Origin of the sequence: Dyella jejuensis (assembly GCF_044904675.1) — a bacterium.
In the GTDB taxonomy this organism is placed as follows: domain Bacteria; phylum Pseudomonadota; class Gammaproteobacteria; order Xanthomonadales; family Rhodanobacteraceae; genus Dyella_B; species Dyella_B jejuensis.
This window is the reverse complement of record NZ_JADIKJ010000008.1, coordinates 57,052-76,159: the sequence shown is the minus strand read 5'-3', so window position 1 is coordinate 76,159 and position 19,108 is coordinate 57,052. Positions and strand designations below refer to the sequence as shown.

General features: G+C 63.4%; 22 protein-coding genes. 17 read left to right on the top strand and 5 right to left on the bottom strand.

Going from position 1 to position 19,108, the window contains the following annotated elements; translation table 11 throughout:
• The first annotated feature begins 81 nt into the window (after positions 1–81).
• The 8 genes from ISP15_RS08385 (at position 82) to rplS (ending at position 5,897) form a co-directional block, all read left to right on the top strand.
• Positions 82–369 carry an autorepressor SdpR family transcription factor gene (locus ISP15_RS08385; protein WP_404546809.1) on the top strand — a complete coding sequence of 96 codons (288 nt, stop codon included), beginning with the start codon at positions 82–84 and terminating at the stop codon, positions 367–369.
• Positions 366–1,010: an SdpI family protein gene (locus tag ISP15_RS08380; RefSeq protein ID WP_404546808.1), complete on the top strand. Its 645-nt coding sequence runs from the start codon at positions 366–368 to the stop codon at positions 1,008–1,010. Before ISP15_RS08385 ends, ISP15_RS08380 begins: the two co-directional genes overlap by 4 nt.
• A gap of 18 nt (positions 1,011–1,028) precedes the next feature.
• Complete coding sequence (locus ISP15_RS08375) at positions 1,029–2,372, top strand: alpha/beta hydrolase (RefSeq protein ID WP_404546807.1); 1,344 nt, start codon at positions 1,029–1,031, stop codon at positions 2,370–2,372.
• A 57-nt stretch (positions 2,373–2,429) separates the two neighbouring features.
• Positions 2,430–3,812: a signal recognition particle protein gene (ffh, locus tag ISP15_RS08370; protein ID WP_404546806.1), complete on the top strand. Its 1,383-nt coding sequence runs from the start codon at positions 2,430–2,432 to the stop codon at positions 3,810–3,812.
• 128 nt (positions 3,813–3,940) lie between these two features.
• On the top strand, positions 3,941–4,195 hold the full coding sequence (rpsP, locus tag ISP15_RS08365) for a 30S ribosomal protein S16 (protein ID WP_404546805.1): 255 nt from the start codon (positions 3,941–3,943) through the stop codon (positions 4,193–4,195).
• 2 nt (positions 4,196–4,197) lie between these two features.
• Positions 4,198–4,713, top strand: a complete 516-nt coding sequence (rimM, locus tag ISP15_RS08360; protein WP_404546804.1) for a ribosome maturation factor RimM — start codon at positions 4,198–4,200, stop codon at positions 4,711–4,713.
• Between the two features lie 14 nt (positions 4,714–4,727).
• Positions 4,728–5,513, top strand: coding sequence for a tRNA (guanosine(37)-N1)-methyltransferase TrmD (gene trmD, locus ISP15_RS08355; protein ID WP_404546803.1), 786 nt, complete (start codon positions 4,728–4,730; stop codon positions 5,511–5,513).
• Between the two features lie 18 nt (positions 5,514–5,531).
• Positions 5,532–5,897: a 50S ribosomal protein L19 gene (gene rplS, locus ISP15_RS08350; RefSeq protein ID WP_404546802.1), complete on the top strand. Its 366-nt coding sequence runs from the start codon at positions 5,532–5,534 to the stop codon at positions 5,895–5,897.
• Positions 5,898–6,040: 143 nt separating this feature from the next.
• On the opposite strand, the gene ISP15_RS08345 is transcribed toward rplS, so the two are convergent.
• Positions 6,041–8,095 (bottom strand): GGDEF/EAL domain-containing response regulator, encoded by a 2,055-nt coding sequence (locus ISP15_RS08345; RefSeq protein ID WP_404546801.1) that lies wholly within the window; start codon positions 8,093–8,095, stop codon positions 6,041–6,043.
• Between the two features lie 238 nt (positions 8,096–8,333).
• On the bottom strand, positions 8,334–9,347 hold the full coding sequence (epmB, locus tag ISP15_RS08340) for an EF-P beta-lysylation protein EpmB (RefSeq protein ID WP_404546800.1): 1,014 nt from the start codon (positions 9,345–9,347) through the stop codon (positions 8,334–8,336).
• An 86-nt stretch (positions 9,348–9,433) separates the two neighbouring features.
• Here epmB and efp point away from each other — a divergent pair, with 86 nt between their 5' ends.
• From efp to ISP15_RS08300, 8 genes are all read left to right on the top strand, one after another.
• Entirely contained in the window at positions 9,434–10,000 is a 567-nt protein-coding gene (gene efp, locus ISP15_RS08335) for an elongation factor P (RefSeq protein WP_404546799.1), read from the top strand.
• 121 nt (positions 10,001–10,121) lie between these two features.
• On the top strand, positions 10,122–11,465 hold the full coding sequence (locus ISP15_RS08330; RefSeq protein ID WP_404546798.1) for a TRZ/ATZ family hydrolase: 1,344 nt from the start codon (positions 10,122–10,124) through the stop codon (positions 11,463–11,465).
• A gap of 5 nt (positions 11,466–11,470) precedes the next feature.
• Positions 11,471–11,725 carry a YciI family protein gene (locus ISP15_RS08325; RefSeq protein WP_404546797.1) on the top strand — a complete coding sequence of 85 codons (255 nt, stop codon included), beginning with the start codon at positions 11,471–11,473 and terminating at the stop codon, positions 11,723–11,725.
• A gap of 29 nt (positions 11,726–11,754) precedes the next feature.
• Positions 11,755–12,462 carry a bifunctional 2-polyprenyl-6-hydroxyphenol methylase/3-demethylubiquinol 3-O-methyltransferase UbiG gene (ubiG, locus tag ISP15_RS08320; RefSeq protein WP_404546796.1) on the top strand — a complete coding sequence of 236 codons (708 nt, stop codon included), beginning with the start codon at positions 11,755–11,757 and terminating at the stop codon, positions 12,460–12,462.
• Entirely contained in the window at positions 12,459–13,136 is a 678-nt protein-coding gene (gene gph, locus ISP15_RS08315; protein WP_404546795.1) for a phosphoglycolate phosphatase, read from the top strand. Before ubiG ends, gph begins: the two co-directional genes overlap by 4 nt.
• The gene (locus ISP15_RS08310; protein ID WP_404546794.1) at positions 13,133–13,996 is read left to right on the top strand and encodes a squalene/phytoene synthase family protein; all 864 of its coding nucleotides are present in this window, start codon (positions 13,133–13,135) and stop codon (positions 13,994–13,996) included. The genes gph and ISP15_RS08310 overlap by 4 nt, the downstream gene beginning before the upstream one ends.
• Positions 13,997–14,093: 97 nt before the next feature.
• The gene (gene folE2 / locus ISP15_RS08305) at positions 14,094–15,044 is read left to right on the top strand and encodes a GTP cyclohydrolase FolE2 (protein ID WP_404546793.1); all 951 of its coding nucleotides are present in this window, start codon (positions 14,094–14,096) and stop codon (positions 15,042–15,044) included.
• A gap of 59 nt (positions 15,045–15,103) precedes the next feature.
• Positions 15,104–15,538 carry a YbaY family lipoprotein gene (locus tag ISP15_RS08300; protein WP_404546792.1) on the top strand — a complete coding sequence of 145 codons (435 nt, stop codon included), beginning with the start codon at positions 15,104–15,106 and terminating at the stop codon, positions 15,536–15,538.
• A gap of 44 nt (positions 15,539–15,582) precedes the next feature.
• Here ISP15_RS08300 and ISP15_RS08295 read toward each other — a convergent pair whose 3' ends face one another.
• Positions 15,583–16,920: a dihydroorotase gene (locus ISP15_RS08295; RefSeq protein ID WP_404546791.1), complete on the bottom strand. Its 1,338-nt coding sequence runs from the start codon at positions 16,918–16,920 to the stop codon at positions 15,583–15,585.
• 174 nt (positions 16,921–17,094) lie between these two features.
• Positions 17,095–17,379, bottom strand: a complete 285-nt coding sequence (yidD, locus tag ISP15_RS08290) for a membrane protein insertion efficiency factor YidD (RefSeq protein WP_404546790.1) — start codon at positions 17,377–17,379, stop codon at positions 17,095–17,097.
• Between the two features lie 123 nt (positions 17,380–17,502).
• Here yidD and dksA point away from each other — a divergent pair, with 123 nt between their 5' ends.
• Positions 17,503–18,561, top strand: a complete 1,059-nt coding sequence (gene dksA, locus ISP15_RS08285; protein WP_404546789.1) for an RNA polymerase-binding protein DksA — start codon at positions 17,503–17,505, stop codon at positions 18,559–18,561.
• Positions 18,562–18,675: 114 nt separating this feature from the next.
• Here the strand turns inward: dksA and ISP15_RS08280 are convergent, their stop codons facing one another.
• Positions 18,676–19,104 carry a SufE family protein gene (locus ISP15_RS08280; protein ID WP_404546788.1) on the bottom strand — a complete coding sequence of 143 codons (429 nt, stop codon included), beginning with the start codon at positions 19,102–19,104 and terminating at the stop codon, positions 18,676–18,678.
• Positions 19,105–19,108: the final 4 nt, after the last annotated feature.

Genomic DNA, 19,108 nt, shown 5'->3' with positions numbered 1-19,108 from the left:
GAATGCGACTTTGGGCCGGCACTTGCAATATTTAGATATTTGTCTAAATATCTGCCTGGCCGCCGAGTTGCGTTGGAGCCCATGAAACAGCAAGCCGTATTCCGTGCCCTGGCCGATCCCACCCGCCGAGCGATCCTCAAGCGCTTGCAAGGTGGTGCGATGAGCGCGGGCGAGATCGGCGCGGCCTTCGATATCACCGGAGCTTCGTTGTCGCATCACTTCACCGTGCTCAAGCACGCCGATCTGGTGCGCACCGAGCGCCGGGGCCAGTACATCGTCTATTCACTCAACAGCACCGTGATGGAAGACCTGACGCGCATGGTGCTCGATCTGTTTCCGCCAACCGGCGGACGTGGAGGCAAGCGATGAAACCCAGAAGCAGTTGGTGGATATCCGCCGTTTTCCTGTCGGCGTTGCTGGCGGTATTCGTGTGGCTGCGTCCACGCATGCCGGCGCTGGTCGCGACGCATTGGAATGCCCGCGGCAACGTCAATGGATACATGACTCCCATGCATGCCGTGCTGGTGCCCACGTTGGCCATTGTGACGCTGGGGCTGCTCACGTGGCTGTTGCCGCGGATTTCACCGCGGCGCTATGCCATCGGGCCGTTCGTGTCCGCATTTGCCGTCGTGATGCTCGCGTTGCAGGCACTGGTGTTGGTGGCTGCGCTGGGGGTGTTGCTGAATGCCGCCGGCCATCCCGTGCGCATGCCATGGCTTTGCATGATTTCCCTGGGTGCGCTGCTGCTGGTGATGGGGAACTACATGGATAAATTGCGCCAGAATTTCTTCATGGGCATTCGAACGCCATGGACACTCGCCAGCGAAGCTGTCTGGGAACGGACGCATCGGCTGAGCGGGTGGATGTTCGTGCTGGCCGGGCTGGCGGTCATTGCCATTGCGCTTCTGCAGGCGCCGCTATGGTCGATGCTCTGTGTGATCGCGGCGTCGGTGCTCGTTCCCTGCGTGTATTCGTATGTCATTTACCAACGTCTTGAACAGCACGGCTGAACAGCCAGGGAGCGAGCCATGTCTTTTCGGAACATGATCATTGCCGTCGCGTTATGTGCCGACCTCTTTGCCATGCCCGGCATGGCGGAGCCATCGGCGATGTGCCGCGCCCACGGACAGGCGGCACTCGTCGCATGGTCGCAGGGGCATTACGACAGCGTCAGCAAGGAATTCGACCCCGCCGTTGCCAGCCTCACGTCACCGCAACAGCTCAAGGCAGGATGGGCGCAATTGCAGGCCGTGGCTGGCAGCTTTCGCAAGTTAGGCGACTTGCAGCCGCGCAGCATGGCCGGTCGCGAAGTGCTGGTAGCGGAGATGGATTTTTCCGGCAAATCGATGGCGGCCGTGGTGGCGTGCGATGCGCAGGATCGCATCGTCACTTTCCACGTCGTGCCGGCTTCGGCGCTACCGGCCGCGGGATCGCAAGCGGAAACGCTGGACCCTGCGATCGGTACATCCCGTTCCGTGCAGGTGCCTTCGCCGTCAGGGCCGTTGCCCGGAACGCTGGTGATACCCCGTGCCAAGGGGCCATTCCCGGCGGTTCTGCTGGTGGCGGGCTCCGGCCCCAGCGATCGCGACGAGTCCGTTGGCCCGAACAAACCGCTGCGCGATGTGGCCGACGGATTGGCGGCCGCCGGCATTGCCTCCTTTCGCTATGACAAGCGCACCTATGTCTACGGTGCCGCCATGGCCGGCAAAGCCATGACGGTGGACGATGAGGTGACTGACGATGCCTTGGCGGCGCTGCGTGTGCTCGCCAGGCAGCCATCCATCGATCCGCATCGCCTGTATGTGCTCGGTCACAGCCTGGGGGCGATGATGGCGCCGCGTATCGGTCAGCGCGACCTTCAATTGGCAGGAATCATCATGCTTGCGGCGCCAGTGACGCTTGGCCCGGACGACATAGTCCGGCAGCTGCGCTACATCGCACAGCTGCAAGGCACGCCCAGCGCAGAACTGGATCGGCGGCTGGCGTCGTTGACCAGGGCATGCAATACATCGGTATTGGCGGGTTCCGCGCATGCATCGGCAGGAAATTGCTTTCACGCCCCGGACAGCTACTGGCTGAGCACGCGCGATTACGATCCGGTCGCCACGGCAAAACAGCTGCATCAACCCATGTTGATACTGCAAGGCGACGGCGATTATCAGGTTACGCCGCAGCATGATTTCAGCCGATGGCAAGCCGCCTTTGCGCATGACTCCCGGGTAACGCTGATCGCGTACCCGGGCCTCAGTCATCTGTTCATGCCTGCCGGCCATCCGCCCTCGCCAGCCGATTACGCCAAGCCGGCCCATATGGATGCGCGGGTGATTCGCGATATCGCCCAATGGATCAAGCTGCAGCCGCCGTCCTCATGAGAAGGCGAGCGGGTCTGGTATATTTGCCAGTCCATTCAGTTTCCTAGCCGCAACGCCATGTTCGAGTCGCTCAGCCAACGCCTCTCCACCACCGTCAACCGTTTGCGCGGACGCGGCCGGTTGACCGAGGAAAACATCCGCGAATCCCTGCGTGAAGTGCGCATTGCGCTGCTCGAAGCCGACGTGGCGTTGCCGGTGGTGCAGGCGTTGATCGAGCGCGTGAAAGTCCGTGCGGTAGGCCAGGAGGTACTCAAGAGCCTCTCGCCGGGCCAAGCCTTGGTGAAGGTGGTCAGTGATGAGCTGACAGTGGTGATGGGCACGGCCAATACCGAGCTCAACCTCGCCCAGCAGCCGCCTGCCGTGGTGCTGATGGCCGGACTGCAGGGCGCGGGCAAGACCACTACCGTGGCCAAGCTGGCGCGCTTCCTGACCGAGCGCAAGAAGAAGCGCGTGATGGTGGTGAGCTGCGACGTCTATCGACCTGCCGCCATCGAGCAGCTGCGGACCCTGGCCGAACAGGTCGGAGTGCGATTCTTCCCGTCCGAAGCCGGCCAGAACCCGGTCGATATCGCCAAGGCGGCGATATCGGCGGCGCGCAAGGAAGTCATCGACGTACTGCTGGTGGATACCGCCGGCCGCCTGCACGTCGACGAAGCGATGATGGCCGAGATCAAGGCGCTGCACGCTGCGGTCACGCCCATCGAAACCCTGTTCGTGGTCGATTCCATGACCGGCCAGGATGCGGCCAACACCGCCAAAGCCTTTGCCGAAGCGCTGCCGCTGACCGGTGTGGTGCTGACCAAGACCGACGGCGATGCGCGTGGCGGCGCGGCGCTCTCGGTGCGTTACGTCACCGGTCGTCCGATCAAGTTCCTCGGTGCGGGCGAGAAGACCGACGCATTGGAGCCGTTCCATCCGGATCGCATCGCCCAGCGCATCCTCGGCATGGGCGACGTGCTGTCGCTGGTCGAGGAAGTGGAGCGCAAGGTCGATCAGGAAAAGGCGCAGAAGCTCGCCACCAAGGTAATGAAGGGCAAGCGCTTCGATCTCAACGACATGCGCGACCAGCTTGAGCAGATGAGCAACATGGGTGGCCTGGCCGGTCTCCTGGACAAGTTGCCGGGTGTCTCGGCCCTGCCGGAGAACGTGAAGTCGAAAGTCAACGACGGCGAGATCAAGCGCATGGTCGCGATCATCAGTTCGATGACCAAGAAAGAGCGCCGTCATCCGGATTTGCTGAACGGTTCCCGTCGCGCCCGCGTGGCGCGTGGTTCCGGCACCCAGCCGGCCGATGTCAATCGCCTGCTCAAGCAATACATGCAGATGGAAAAGATGATGTCCAAGCTTTCCAAGGGTGGCAGCAAAGGCCTGCTGCGCCAGATGCGTGGGGCCATGAAGGGCATGGGCGGGATGGGGGGCGGCCTCCCGCCGATGCGCTAAGGCGCATTCTCTGGCCATCATGCGCCAACCTCTTCCTTTTTCCCCGGATTTCATTAAAATGTCGGGTTTACCGCGTCCATTCTAGGGCGCGCTTGCCGGGCATGCCGGCAACTCTGGAGCTTTTACTTATGGTCAAGATTCGTCTTTCGCGCGGCGGCGCCAAGGGCCGTCCGTTCTACCACGTCGTCGTGACCGATCAGCGCAACAAGCGCGATGGGCGCAGCATCGAGAACGTGGGTTTCTACAATCCGGTTGCCTCCGGCAAGGACAAGCGCCTCGAACTGAACGTCGTGCGCGTTCAGGAATGGGTCTCCAAGGGCGCCCAGCTGAGCGACAAGGTCGCCGCGTTGGTGAAGGAAGCCGGCAAGCAGCAGGCTGCCTGAGCGTGACCGCAGCCGGTCGGCGCGTCCTGGTCGGGCGCATCGTCGGGTTGTATGGTGTGCAGGGCTGGCTCAAGGTCGAATCCTGGACCGAGCCCCGCATGCAGATCTTCAAGTACCAGCCCTGGCTGCTTTCAGCGGCGCCGGGCCAGGAGATGGAGGTCGCCGGTATTGATGGCCGGCCACAGGGCAAGGGCCTGATTGCCAAGTTGCCTGGGCTGGATGATCGGGATGGTGCCGCAGCGCTGATTGGGCAGGACATTTACGTCGCCCGCGGGCTGTTGCCCCCCCCCGGCAAGGATGAGTACTACTGGGTCGATCTCGAAGGTCTCGAGGTCGTCACCACCGAAGGCGTCGCGCTGGGACGGGTCAGTCATCTGTTCGCGACCGGCGCCAACGATGTGGTGGTGGTAAGGGACGGCGAGCGCGAGCGGCTGGTTCCTTTCGTCCAGGGTGTTTACGTGCGGTCGGTGGATATCTCCGGTGGACGCATGGTGGTGGACTGGGACCCTGAATTCTGAGAATCGAGGGTCTGATGCGCATCGATGTCGTCACGTTGTTTCCCGACTTCATGCGCCAGTGCGCCGCGGTCGGTGTCGTAGGACGCGCGCAGCAACGCCAGTTGCTGCAGGTGGAAACCTGGAATCCGCGCGATTACGCCACTGACAATTACCGTACCGTGGATGGCCGCACCTGCGGCGGCGGCCCTGGCATGGTGATGTTGATCGAACCTTTGCGTGCAGCCCTGGCGGCGTTGCGCGGGGTGGCGCCAGAACCGGTGCACGTGATTTACCTCAGCCCGCAAGGAGCGCGGCTGACGCAGGACCGGGTGGAGGCGCTGGCGAAGTTGCCGCGCATCGCCTTGCTCTGCGGACGTTACGAAGGTGTGGACGAGCGTCTGCTGGCGCACGAGGTCGACGAGGAACTTTCCATCGGCGACTATGTGCTGTCCGGTGGTGAGTTGGGCGCCGCGGTAATCATTGATGCCGTGGGCCGCTTGCAGGACGGTGCGTTGAACGACGCGCAGTCGGCCGAGCAAGATTCGTTTTCGAACGGCCTGCTCGATTGTCCGCACTATGCGAAACCGGTGCACGACGCACTGGGTGACGTACCGGAGGTGTTGCGCTCCGGCGATCATGCGGCCATTCGCCGTTGGCGCCTGAAGCAATCGCTGGGACGTACCTGGTTACGGCGTCCCGATTTATTGGCGCAGCGTGCGCTGGATGCAGAATCCCGGACGCTGTTGGATGAATTCCGTCGCGAGCATGCCCAAGCGCAGGCGCGACAAAACGATGCGGCCAATGAAGGCCGCGATCATTGAGAAAAGACAGGTGTTGCCATGAACAAGATCATCGAACAGTTCGAAGCCGAGCAGATCACCCGCCAGCTGCCGGAGTTCGGCCCTGGTGACACCGTGGTGGTCAACGTCAAGGTGAAGGAAGGCAATCGCGAGCGTGTCCAGGCCTTCGAGGGTGTGGTCATCGCCAAGCGCAGCCGCGGCCTGCATTCCGCTTTCACCGTGCGCAAGATCTCGCATGGCACCGGCGTGGAGCGCGTCTTCCAGGCGCATAGCCCGAGCATCGAATCGGTGCAGGTGAAGCGCAAGGGCAAGGTGCGTGGCGCCAAGCTGTATTACCTGCGCGGTCTGGAAGGCAAGGCTGCCCGCATCAAGGAAGATATCGCCGCTTCCTCGTCGCGTGACTGATTCAGCGCGCCGCCGCTGCACAAAAAAACCGCGGATCGCTCCGCGGTTTTTTTGTTGATGGAAATCGGAAAGCGGGGAGTGACGGTTAGGTACTGCAACCACGTTTACGATTTCCTGCTGCGCGAGGCTCCGTTCCGGTCATTTCATCCATTCACCTGCAGCGGCTGCGGCTCCTGCAGGAAGTTGCCCTGCACGAAATCCACGCCGCAGGCGAACAGCAGCGAGGTGCTGGCGGCATCCTCCACCCATTCAGCTAACGCCATGCGCTTCATCTCGTGCGCCTGCTGGCAGATCTCGGTGATCTTCTTCTGATTCTCCGGATGCTGCGGCAGGTCGGCCATGAAGCTGCGGTCGATCTTCAGGTAGTCGGCATCGATATGGTTGAGCAACTGGAACGAATTGAGGCCGGAGCCGAATTGCTCCAGGGCAAAAAAACCGCCGAGTTTCTTCCAGGCCGTGATGAACTCTTGCGCCGGGCGCAGCATGGTCACCACTTTGCTTTCAGTCATTTCCAGCACCAGGCGGCCCTGTTTCAGGCTGGCCTGTTTCAGCGTCCGCTCCAGCCAAGGCAGCAGGCTGGCTTGCTGCTGCAATGAATCGGCCGTGAGCTTTACGAAGAAAGTCGTCGGCATGCCCAGCCGTTCGCGCGCCTTGAGCGCATTGATCGCCTGGTTCAGTACCCAGCGATCGATCTCGGCGTTAAGGCCGTGCTTTTCGGCAATCGGCATGAAGAAGCCGGGCAACACTTCTCCCTGCGGGCCGTTCATGCGCAGCAGGATTTCTGAATAGTCGCCCTCGGCATCCTGCAGGCTGATGCTCTGCTGGTGGTAGAGCACGAATTCGTTCTGGGTGAGCGCCTGGCGCAGCAGGTTCAGCCAATTGCGCTCGCGTTCGGCATCGGCTTTCTCGCGCGCGGCGGGGTCGTGCAGTTCGCTACGGTTGCCGCCCTGGCTCTGCGCGCTGCGCAGGGCCTGGCTGGCCTGGTTCAACAGCATGTCGGTATTGGCGTTCTTCTCGCCCAGCAAGCTGCCGCCGATACTGGTGGTCAGCGTGATCGATTGCGTGCCGAGGTCGAAGATTTCGCGCGAGATGGTTTGCTGCAGGCCGCCGATCCATTCGCGGATGGCTTCATCATTTTCCGTATGCAGGATGACGCCGATCGTATGCTCGGCAAGCAGGCCCGCGATGTCTTCCTGGCCGAGCTGCATGCTTACGCGATGGGCGAAGGCGGCCAGCAATTCGTCGGCCTTGCCCAATCCGATGCCGTTCACGATCGGGGTCCAGTTGTCAGGCTCGATCAGCAGCAGGCTTTGACCCTTGCGACCTTCGCTGGCAGCCGCCACGGCGTTATCGATGCATTCCAGCGTGCGTGCGCGGTTGTAGAGGCCGGTCACCGGGTCGCGCTGCAATTGCTCGACCAGGGCCGGATCGACCTGCTGGCGGCGGAACACGATCTGCAGGCAGGCTTCGCCTTCGAACGTGGCGTGGGCGAACTCCGCGGTGGCCCGGAAGGTGCTGCCGTCGGCGCGCCGCGCGTGCAGCTCCAGCCGAAGATCGGCCTTCTCGCCGCGCGAAAGGGCGCGCAGCAGGCCTTTGAAGGCGTCTGCGTCGGCCGGGCCGATCAGGTCGAGCACCGGCAGGCCGAGCAAGTCTTCGTAATCCGCGTAGCCGAACGTATCCAGGTAGGAGCGATTGGCGCGCACGTGCATGCCTTCGTGCACATAGGCGATCGGATCGTTCGACGAATCCAGCAATGCATCGCAGCGCCGCTCCGATTCGCGCAGCGCCGACTCCAGCCGGCGCACTTGCCGGCGCGTGTTGAGCGAGTCGAATTCACGCCTGATCACGGTAATCAGCTGCTTGGGCTGGCTGCGTGAACCGACGCCCTGTACGCCGTCCTGGAACATGTCGGCGATGCCCTGGTCATCCATCTTGGAGACGCAGGCGATCAGGGCGATATCGCGAGCGCTGGCATCGATCTGTTGCGCGACGCCGCGCAGCGGCAAACCGTTGACGCCGGGATTGAACAGCACCAGGTCGGGGCCGAGTTCTTCCAGCGCCGCATGGATCTGCTCCGGAGTGGTGGCCCGCGCAGGGCGGACCGCGACGCCCGCATTGCGCAATAACGTAATGATCTGTTCCGCGTCCTCTACCGAGTTCTCGATAAAGAGGATCTTGATAACGGAGTCTGTCTTCATGGGTGCGTCGTGCTTCCTTGGATAGGGCTGCTCGCGCGGAAGGCATCCGAGAGCTGGCCGGCACTACCCATGTGTTTTAACGGATTCCGTTCAGCCTCGCCAGCGTCAATTCATGCATTGGTGATGAAGCGCATGACGGGCGGCGGCCGCGGAAGCGCCGAGACTGCTCCGGTCGAGGCCGTTCGTGAATGGCCTGTCGCGAAGCGGGCAGGACAAGTGACTGGCGGGAAGGTATCCGTTACAGCGGACGCTTGGATGGATCGCCACCCATCTCGCGGACCAGCCTGGGTACCAGGTAACCGGGCAGGCGGGCGCGCAAGGTATCAAGCAATGCCCGGGCATGGGCATCGCTCACTTCGAAGTGCGCCGCGCCCTGGACCCGGTCCAACTGGTGCAGGTAATACGGCAGCACGCCCGCCATGAACATGCGTTCGGACAACGCGGCCAACGTGTCGGCATCGTCGTTGACGCCGCGTAGCAGCACGGCCTGGTTAAGCAATGTTGCGCCCGCTTCGCGCAAGCGGGCGCAGGCGGCATCCACGGTGTGGTCGAATTCGTTGGCGTGATTGGCATGCAGCACGACCACTTTTTGCATGGGCAGCGAACCCAGCCAGTCGACGAACGATGCATCGATGCGCTCGGGCAGCACGACCGGCAGGCGCGTGTGGATGCGCAAGCGAACCACATGCGGGAGGTCCGCCAGGCCCCGGCCGAGTTCTTCCAGCTTGGCGGTGGCCAGCGCCAGCGGATCGCCGCCGGACAGGATCAATTCGTTAATAGAAGGATCCTGGCGGACGTGCTCCAGCGCCTGCCGCCACTGGCCCGCTGCGGCCATCTCTTCGCCATACGGAAAGTGCCGGCGGAAACAGTAGCGGCAGTTGATCGCGCAACTGCCGCTGGCGATCAACAGGGCGCGACCGTGGTATTTGTGCAGCACGCCCTGCGCTTCGCGCGCGGCGAGATCGCCCACCGCGTCGATAACGAAGCCCGGCGCCTGCTCGCGTTCGGCCCACCGTGGCAGCACTTGCAAGAGCAAGGGGTCGCGGGCGTCACCCGGGCGCATGCGCGCGACGAAACCGCGGGGCACGCGCAGCGCAAAGCCGGCGTCCCCGGCGGGCAATTGGCCAGCGAGATGGCCAAGCCCAAGCAGATCGAGCAGTTCGTGGCTGTCGGTGACTGAATCGCGCCAAAGCTGCCGCCAGTCGGCCGGAGCAGGCGATGTAATGCGGGCGCCAGGGCTTGCGGTTATCATATCGGGCTCTATGCGGGCGTCTTGGCCCTCGAAACTATCTATTTTAGCCGCTCACGGCAGCGGTTTTCCTCATTGGAGCGAAGTGCATGGCCAATTACGACCTTAACGGCGTCAAGAACGGTCTGAAGATCATCGTCGATGGTGATCCCTACATCATCACCGAGGCGGAGTTCATCAAGCCGGGCAAGGGCCAGGCCTTCACCCGCATCAAGGTCCGCAATCTGCTCAACGGCCGCACCACGGAAAAGACGCTCAAGTCGAGCGACTCCTACGAGGGCGCCGACGTGGTCGATACCGACATGCAGTATCTCTACAGCGATGGCGAATTCTGGCACTTCATGCACCAGGAATCGTTCGAGCAGCACCAGGCTGACGCCGCCGCCATGGCGGATGCAGCCAAGTGGCTGAAAGGCGAGGAGGAGTGCGTGGTCACGCTGTGGAATGGCCGCCCGATCTCGGTCCAGGCGCCGAACTTCGTCGAGTTGAAGATCGTCGAGACCGATCCGGGCCTGCGCGGCGATACCTCCGGTGGCGGCGGCAAGCCGGCCAAGCTGGAGACCGGGGCCGTGGTGCGCGTACCGCTGTTCGTGAACCAGGACGAAGTGATCAAGGTCGATACCCGTTCCGGCGAATATGTCAGCCGCGTGAAGTGACGCCGGGCCGATCCTCCCGCCCTTCGCGAGCAGGGGCGAACAGGGCGGCGAATCAAACCCGGGGCGGGCATCGTAAGATGTGCCGCCCCATCTCGTATGACTCCCCGCAAGGCGAATAACGATGAGCCAGAACGCTCCGCAGACCATCGATCTACTCATCGAGGCCCGCTGGGTCGTACCGGTCGAACCACGCGACGTGGTGCTCGAACATCATGCGGTGGCGGTCGACGCCGATCGAATCGTTGCGGTGCTGCCGATTGTGCGCGCGCGCGCGGCTTACGCCCCGCGTGAACGGGTCGAGCTTGGCGAGCACGTACTGATTCCCGGCCTGATCAACACGCACACACACAACCCGATGACCCTGATGCGCGGCCTTGCGGACGATTTGCCGCTGATGGTCTGGCTGCAGCAGCACATCTGGCCGGTCGAGGCCAAGGTGATCGGCCCGGAATTCGTGCGTGACGGCGTGGAGCTCGCCATTGCCGAGATGCTGCGCGGCGGCACCACCTGTGCCAACGAGAACTACTTTTTCCCGGATGCCATCGGCGCCACCTATCGCAAGCATGGATTTCGCGCTGTGGTCGGCCTGCCGGTGATCGAATTCCCATCGGCATGGGCCCGTACCCAGGATGAGTATTTCGAACGCGCCGGTGCCACGCACGACAGTTTTCGCAGTGACCCGCTGATCCGCACCGCCTTCGCGCCGCATGCGCCGTACACGGTATCGGACGAGTCGTTCGAGCGCATTCGGGTACTGGCCGACCAGCTCGATATTCCCGTGCATCTGCATTTGCACGAAACCGCGCACGAAGTGGACGAGGAGCGCAAGAAGTCCGGCCTGCGTCCGTTCCAGCGCCTGCAGAAGCTGGGCCTGGTGAACGACCGCCTGATCGCGGTGCACATGACCCAGCTCACGGATGGCGAAATCGCCGCCTGCGCCGAGGCCGGCGTGTCCGTCGTGCACTGTCCCGAGTCCAATTTGAAGTTGGCCTCCGGATTTTGCCCGGCGGAAAAGCTGCGCCAGGCGGGCGTGAACCTCGCCTTGGGCACCGATGGTTGTGCGTCCAACAATGATCTGGACATGTTCGGCGAAATGCGCACCGCCGCGTTGCTGGCGAAGACGGTGGCGCAGGATGCGGCCGCATTCGACGCCGGTTTCGCGTTGCGCGCGGCTACCCTGCACGCAGCCAAGGCGCTTGGATTGGATGCCGACATCGGTTCGATCGAAGCCGGCAAGCAGGCCGACCTTGCGGCGATACGGCTCAGCGATCTGGAAACCCAGCCGCTGTTTCACGTTATTTCGCAGCTGGTCTATGCCACCGGACGCCATCAGGTCACCGACGTGTGGATTGCCGGTCAACGCAAGCTGGCCGGGCGTGAGCTGGTGGATATGGATACGGCCGGCATCCTGGCCCGCACGCATGCATGGCGTGAACGCATCGCCGCCCTTGACATGGGCGGATGACGCGCATGCATCGCTATCTCGTCATCTTGCACCGTCGCCCGCAGTTCGAACCCGCCGTGGTGCCACTGCACCAGCAGTTCCTGGAAGAGCTGCGCGCGCAAGGACGCAACGAAATGTCCGGTCCGTTCGGCGACAAATCCGGAGGCGCCTATCTGCTGCGCGCGCAGTCGCTGGAAGAAGCGCAAACCATCGCTCACAGCGATCCGGCGCATACCAGCGGAGGCTGGGATATCACATTGTACGAATGGATCGCGCGCTAATTTTGCCTCGTATATCGGAGTTCCCCCTCATGCAGACCGTACAGAACGTCAGCCACGACGAAATCGCACGCTTCGACAAACTGGCCGCGCGATGGTGGGATCCGGATGGCGAATCGCGGCCGTTGCACGATCTCAACCCGGTTCGTTTTGATTACGTGGCCGCACGGGTACCCTTGCGTGGCGCAAAGATCGCCGATGTCGGTTGCGGCGGTGGTTTGCTGAGCGAAGCATTGGCGCGCGCCGGGGCCGAGGTGGTCGGCATCGACCTCGGCCTGAAAGTGATCGAGATCGCCCGGTTGCATTTGCACGAATCGAATTTGCACGTCGACTATCGGAAGCAGTCGTCCGCCGAGCTCGCCGCTGCGGAGCCGGCGAGCTTCGACGCCGTGTGCTGCATGGAACTGATCGAGCACGTGCCAGATCCTGCCGAGCTGGTACGCGACCTGGCCGCCATGCTCAAGCCGGGCGCGCCGTTGTTCATGTCCACGCTCAACCGCACGCCCGCCGCGTTTGGCGCCGCCATACTCGGTGCCGAATACATCATGCGCATGCTTCCGCGCGGCACCCATCATTACGCGCAGTTCCTCAAGCCATCCGAGCTGGGGCGCTTGCTGCGCCAGGCCGGATTGGAACTGGAGGATGTAAGCGGTCTGGGCTACAACCCGCTCAACCGCAAGGCGTGGCTGAGCCGGTTTACCGCCGTCAACTATCTTTTGTGCGCACGCAAGCCGGCATGAAGAAATCCCCACCGTCATCACCGCAAGGCGTCCTGTTCGATCTGGACGGCACCTTGCTGGACAGCGCCCCCGACCTGCACGCCACCCTGGCCGCCTATTGCGATGAGGTCGGTGCTGGCGTGCCTTCGTATGCGGCCGTGCGGGAAGTCGTTTCGCGCGGGTCGCGGGCCATCCTGCGTTGCGCCTTCGACGAAAGCGATCAAGCGTTGCTGGAGCGGATGCCCCGTTATCTCGAGCTTTACCACGGGATGATGTGCCGCCATACGCGCCCGTTCGATGGCGTCGAGACGCTGCTTGAGTTGCTTGAAACCGGTGGGCTGGCCTGGGGCATCGTCACCAACAAGCCGGGTTATCTCACCGACGATCTGGTGCAGCAGATCGGATGGAGCCAACGCGCGGCGGCGGTCGTCTCCGGCGATACCTTGCCGGTGCGCAAACCCGATCCGGCGCCGGTGCTGCTGGCATGCGAGCGTGCCGGACTCGAACCGGCCCGATGCCTGTTCGTCGGCGATGACCGGCGCGATATCCAGGCGGGCCGTGACGCGGGGCTCTATACGGTGGCGGTGCTTTGGGGCTACCTGGATGGCGGCGATCCGCATGCGTGGGGCGCCGATGCCGTACTGGAACATCCCAGCCAGCTGGCTGGGTTGCTCACATGGAAGGCCATGGCGTGAGCGAGGACGTTTTTTCGCACGGCGCACTGCAAAGTTACCTCGACAAATGGCTGGCCGTGCAGCCGCAGCAGCGTATGGCGCTGGTGTTTGTCGAGCCTGGCAAATATCCCGGCCATGTCGCGCTCGCCGCATTGGAACAGGAACTGCTTTCCGCCGCTTACGGCATCCGCGAACCGCAGGTTGCCGCGACCAAGCTCAACTGGTGGGCAGAAGAATTGAGCGGCGCGGCCGCCAGCGGCGGCCGTCATCCGCTGACCCGGATGCTGTTTGATGACGAGCGCGCGCATGCCGTGCCGTCCGAGCGCTGGCTTGCACCGGTGCTGGCGGCCATGGCGCAACTGGAAGAGGGCACCGCGGTGGACTTCGCCGCGCAGGTCAACGCAGCTTCCGTCTTGCATGGCGCGCTGGCGGCGCTGGAGACGGCCTGGTGGTACGGCCAGGACGCATCGTCGGCCCGCGCCACGCGCGTGGCGACACTGAGCCACATGCTGTATGCGCTGCGGCGCCTGCAGGAAGATGCCGAGCAGGACCGCTTGCCGTTGCCGATGGCGCGCCTGGCGCGGTTCCATCTCGACCGCAACGGCCTGCGCCAGCAAGGCGAGGCGCGCGACCGGGCGATCAAGGCGCAATTGGATGATCTGCAATCGGCATGGCGCGAATCGAGCCAGCTCGCCGGACCGCTCAGCGTATTCCGGGCGCTCGAGGCCGGCCTGGCCGAATGGCTGGCGGGCAAGGCGGCGCGCGCCAGCGCGCCGATGAAAGTGCTGCAGCAAGGTGCGCCCGATAGCGGGTTCATGGTGACCCTGCGCGCCTGGCGGGCGGCTCGCCGCTGGCAGCAACAAAAGTCCCGGGACCGGTAAACGCACCGTTTCTTCCGCAGGCCCTGTTGCGCGGCGTCAGGCTGCCCCAACATAGGGGGCTCGCGGCAGCCGAGCGCCGGCTTTTAAAGGATGTCCCATGCATACCCACGAAAACACGGCCCGCCTGATGCCCGACGTTGCCACCCAGGCGCAGCCGCATCTGGCCGGCGCGCTGGATTGGGTCGGCATGGACGGCATCGAGGTCCCGGTGCACTTCGACGCCGGCGACGGCGCGGCGCAGCGTTCCAGCGCCCAGGTCGGCGCGTTCGTCAACCTGATCCGGCCGGACCGGCGCGGCATTCATATGTCTCGGCTATATCTGCTGGTCGATGAATACCTGAGCAGCAACCCGATCGACGCCACGAGGCTCGAATCGCTGCTGCGCGCTTTCCTGGATTCGCACAAGGATCTGTCCGATCGCGCCCGCCTCAGCGTTCGCTTCGACCAGCTCGTGCGCCGTGCCGCGCTGCGTAGCGGTAACAGTGGCTGGCGTGCCTACCCGGTGTCCGTCGAGGCCAGCTTGTGCGCGGATGGATTCCGCATGGAACTGGGCACGGAAGTGGTGTATTCCTCGACGTGTCCGGCGTCGGCCGCTTTGTCCCGGCAATTGATCCAGGAACAATTTGCCAAGGATTTCGACGTCAACGTTCCGCTGGACCACGCTGCCGTGCTGGCATGGCTGGGTAGCGAGAAGGGCATTGTCGCCACGCCGCATGCACAACGCAGCGTGGCACGCCTGCTGGTGCGATTCGCCGAAGGCGCGCCGCTGAACCTGATCGGTCTGCTCGACCGTGTGGAGCAGGCGCTGGGCACGCCCGTGCAGACGGCGGTGAAACGCGAAGACGAACAGGCTTTCGCGCTCGCCAATGGCGGCAATCTGATGTTCTGCGAGGATGCCGCGCGACGCATCCAGCGCGCGCTCGATGCCGACCCGGGCATCGTCGATTTCCACGTTCGCCTGGAGCACCAGGAAAGCTTGCATCCACATGATGCCGTGGCTTACGCGAGCAAAGGCGTTGCCGGCGGTTACGGCGCGGAGCGCGCCTGAAGGGGCCTCCTGCAGCGTGCGGTTGCTATGATCCCGGACCCTGCAAAAAAGGAATTTCCATGAAGATTCGTCACGGTGTGCTGTCGATCGGCCTGCTGGCATTGGCCGCTTGTAGCTGGATGCCGCACTTCGGCAAGGACAGGGCGCCGAAACAGCAAATGCTGATGAAGTCGCTTGCCGGCGAAGTCGACTATGCGCTTTCGCACCCTCTGCCTGCCGATGCGTATCTCGAAGTGACGCTGGCCGATGTCAGCAAACAGGACGCCCCGGCCCGGGTCATTGCCACGGATCGCATTGTGCCGATCGGTTCCTCGCCCGTGTCGTTCGTGCTGGGCTACGAGCCGGCGGAGCTGGCCGATGGCGTGGACTTCGCTGTGTCGGCGCGGATCAAGCAAGGAGATCGCACGCTGGCCGTCAACGATACCCAGGTGAGCGTGCTGGGCCGCTCCGGCAACGAGGGCCCGGTTCGGATCGTGATCTCGGAAATTCACTGAGCCGCGCGTGCCGGCGGCGACGCAGCCGGCACGTCCCGGACCTGTTATCGATCGAAGGCCAGGCGCTCGCCACGCACGGTGTCGTCCATGCGCGAGCCATCCCAAATGCGTTGGCCATTGACGAAAGTGGCCGCGATCGAACTGCTGAATGTATAGCCTTCGAACGGCGACCAGCCGCACTTCGACAGCACTTCTTCGCGCCGCACGGTGTGCGGCTTGCGCGGATCGACCAAGACCAGGTCGGCTGCATAGCCTTCGCGCAGGAAGCCGCGCTCGTGCACGTCGAACAGCGTGGCCGGCGCGTGGCAGACGGCTTCCACCACCCGCTCAAGTGTCAGCTTGCCTTCGGTCACCCGCTGCAACGCGGCCTGCAGCGCGAACTGGACCAGCGGCAAGCCAGACGGAGCCTTGTCGTAAAGCTGGTTTTTTTCTTCCAGCAGGTGCGGCGCATGATCGGTCGCCAGCACGTCGATGCGTCGCTCCGCCAACGCCTTGGTAATGGCGTCGCGGTCGGCTGCCGTCTTGATCGCCGGATTGCATTTGATCAGGAAGCCGAGCCGTTCGTAGTCCTCGTCGCTGAAATGCAGGAAATGCACGCAGGTTTCGGCGGTGATGCGCTTGCCTTGCAGCGGGCCCGGCTGGAACAGCGCCAGTTCGTCCGCGGTGGAGATATGCAGCACATGCAGGCGCGTCCCATGCTTCTGCGCCAGCGCGATCGCCAGCCGGGTCGACTTGATGCAAGCCTCGCGCGAGCGGATCAGCGGATGTTCTCGTGCGGGAATGTTCTCGCCGTATTTCTCGCGCGCCTTGGCATGCAGCGCGTCGATCATCGGCGTGTCTTCGCAGTGGGTGATGATCGGCGTGGGAGCTTCGCGGAAAATGCCGTCCAGCGTTTCCGGATTGTCCACCAGCATGTTGCCGGTGGAGGCACCCATGAACACCTTGATGCCGGGCGCGGCCTTCGGATCCAGCGCGCGGATCGCTTCGAGATTATCGTTGCTGGCGCCCATGTAAAAGGCATAGTTCACGGCGGAGGTTTCGGCCGCGCGGCTGTACTTGGCCTCCAGCGATTCGCGATCCAGCGCCGGGGGCCTGGTGTTGGGCATCTCCATGAAACTGGTGATGCCGCCTGCGGCACAGGCGCGCGATTCGTGCGCGATGTCGGCCTTGTGGGTCAGGCCGGGTTCTCGGAAATGCACCTGGTCGTCGATCATGCCGGGCAGCAGCCACAGTCCGGAGGCATCGATCACCTGTTCGCCCGGACGCACGTCCAGGCTGTCGCCGATGTTCTCGATCCGGCCGTGCTTCACGCGCAGGTCGGCATGGAAGCGGCGCCCCTCATTGATCAGTTCGGCGTTCTTGATCAGCCAGTTGGTGGACATGCGTGGCTCCGATGGATGGAAAAAAGCGGGGAGACGGTGCTCGTGATGGTCCTGCTACAGCGTTCCCGCGAGGCGCGCTTTTCGCGCACGGGATGCGCGCCGATTTGCGCGATTATCGAACATAGCGGCTTTTGAGTGGAAAAGAAGACAAGTAGAACACGGTGTGCCGGACCCTCATTGTTTTCCTGCTCCTTGTTCCGGGTCGCTTCCATCGCGTGCCTGGGGGCGGCAGCCAGCAAGATGGAAATGCTCGGGTACCGGATCGTCGCCCCCCGCGCACAGCGGCTGGCAGCGGAGAATACGCCAGCCGGCCAGCACGCTGCCGCGCCACGGACCGAAACGGGTAACCGCGATGCGTGCATAATCGGAGCAACTGGGGTAAAAGCGACAACGCTGTCCTAACAGGGGGCTCACGAAGCGCTTGTAGAGCTTGAGCAGGAAAAGAATCGATCGACTCACGGCATTCACGTTGCCGAAACTGCCTGTAGCACCAAATGCCGCAAGTATTCCAGAAGGACGGTTGCCGGTGTAAGGGTATTGGGCTATAACACCCGGCCGCCACGGCCAAAATGGTGAAGGTAAATGGCGAAAACCACGCGTAATCCGACCGCCGCCAAGAAAGCTCAGAAAGGCAAGGCTGCGGGTAAAGGCAACGAAGCGAAGGCTGGCAAGGCCAAGGTCGCTGCCGCCAAGTCCGTGAAGAAAGCCGCGCCGGCCAAGAAGGCGGCGGCAAAAAAAACGCCAGCCAAGGCGGTTGCCAAAAAGGCAACGGCCGAGAAGGTCGTCGCCAAAAAGGCCGCCAAACCCATTGCCAAGCCCCAGGCGAAGAAGGCCGCACCCGTGAAGAAGGCTGTGGCCAAGCCGGAACCCAAGCGCATCACCCCGGCCAAGCCGGCGGCGCCCGCCAAGAAAGTGGCCGAACACCCTGCCGCGAAGCCGGCTGCGAAACCTGCTCCGGCGCCCGCCAAATCGGTAGCGCCAGCCAAAGACGCCAAACCGGCTGCAAAAACTGCGACACCGCACCCCGTACCATCACAGGTCGCCCGCCCCCTCACGGGTAAGGTGGCCAGTGCCGTCGGTCCGACGGCACCGCGCGTGGCGAACGCCACCGTGAATCATCCTCCTACCAAAAAACAGAAGACCCCGCAGTCCTCAATGAATAGCACCGCTACAACTCTCGACAATGGCGTGACCCGCGAAGACGGCCGGTACGCGCTGCCCATCACCACGCAGATCGACCTGCCCCCTGGCTATCGGCCTTCCTCCGACGAGGAGTACATGAGTCCTCGCCATCTCGCCTATTTCCGCAACAAGCTGCGGGAATGGCGCGACCAGCTGGTGGAGGAATCGCGCCAGACCATGGAAAACCTGCGCGACGAAGTGCGTGACGTTGGCGACGAAGCCGAACGTGCCACCCGCGAGACGGAAAACTCGCTGGAACTGCGTACCCGCGATCGCTACCGCAAGCTGATCTCCAAGATCGACAAGGCGCTGCGCCGCATCGAAGAGGGCCGTTACGGCTATTGCGAGGAGACCGATGAGGAAATCGGCCTTGAGCGCCTCGATGCCCGCCCGATCGCCACGCTGTCGCTCGATGCGCAGGAGCGTCGCGAGCACCTGCAGAAGCAGATGGGGGATTGACGCGAAGGGCCGACGCCTATCGCCAAGCTGGCAAAGCCCCGCCTGTGCGGGGCTTTGCGTTTGATCCGGGCGCACGGCTTAGGCGACCCGGCATGCGGCCTGGTCCCGCCTGTCTTACACCGCCGCCGCCGCGTATGCCTTCAACTTCGCCAGCATGGCCGCCAGACCATTCGAACGGGTAGGCGACAGGTGCTTGGCCAAGCCGATCTGCTGTATGAAGGTCGGTTCGGTGATGACGATTTCCGCCGCTGGGCGATCGGAGTACACCCGCAGCACCAGTGCGATCAGTCCGGAAACGATGGCCGAATCGCTGCTCGCGTCAAAATGCATCTGCGCGGCGTTGCCGCTGGGCACCAGCCATACCATCGACTGGCAACCGTGCACGCGATAGTCCTCGGTCTTCCATTCGTCGGGGAATGGCGGCAGCTGTTTGCCGAGATCGATCAGGTATTGGTAGCGCTCGGTCCAGTCGCCGAAGAAGGCGAACTCATCGGCGATATCCTGCTGGGCCTGGGCGGCGCTGGGGTTGGCAATCGTATTCATGCGA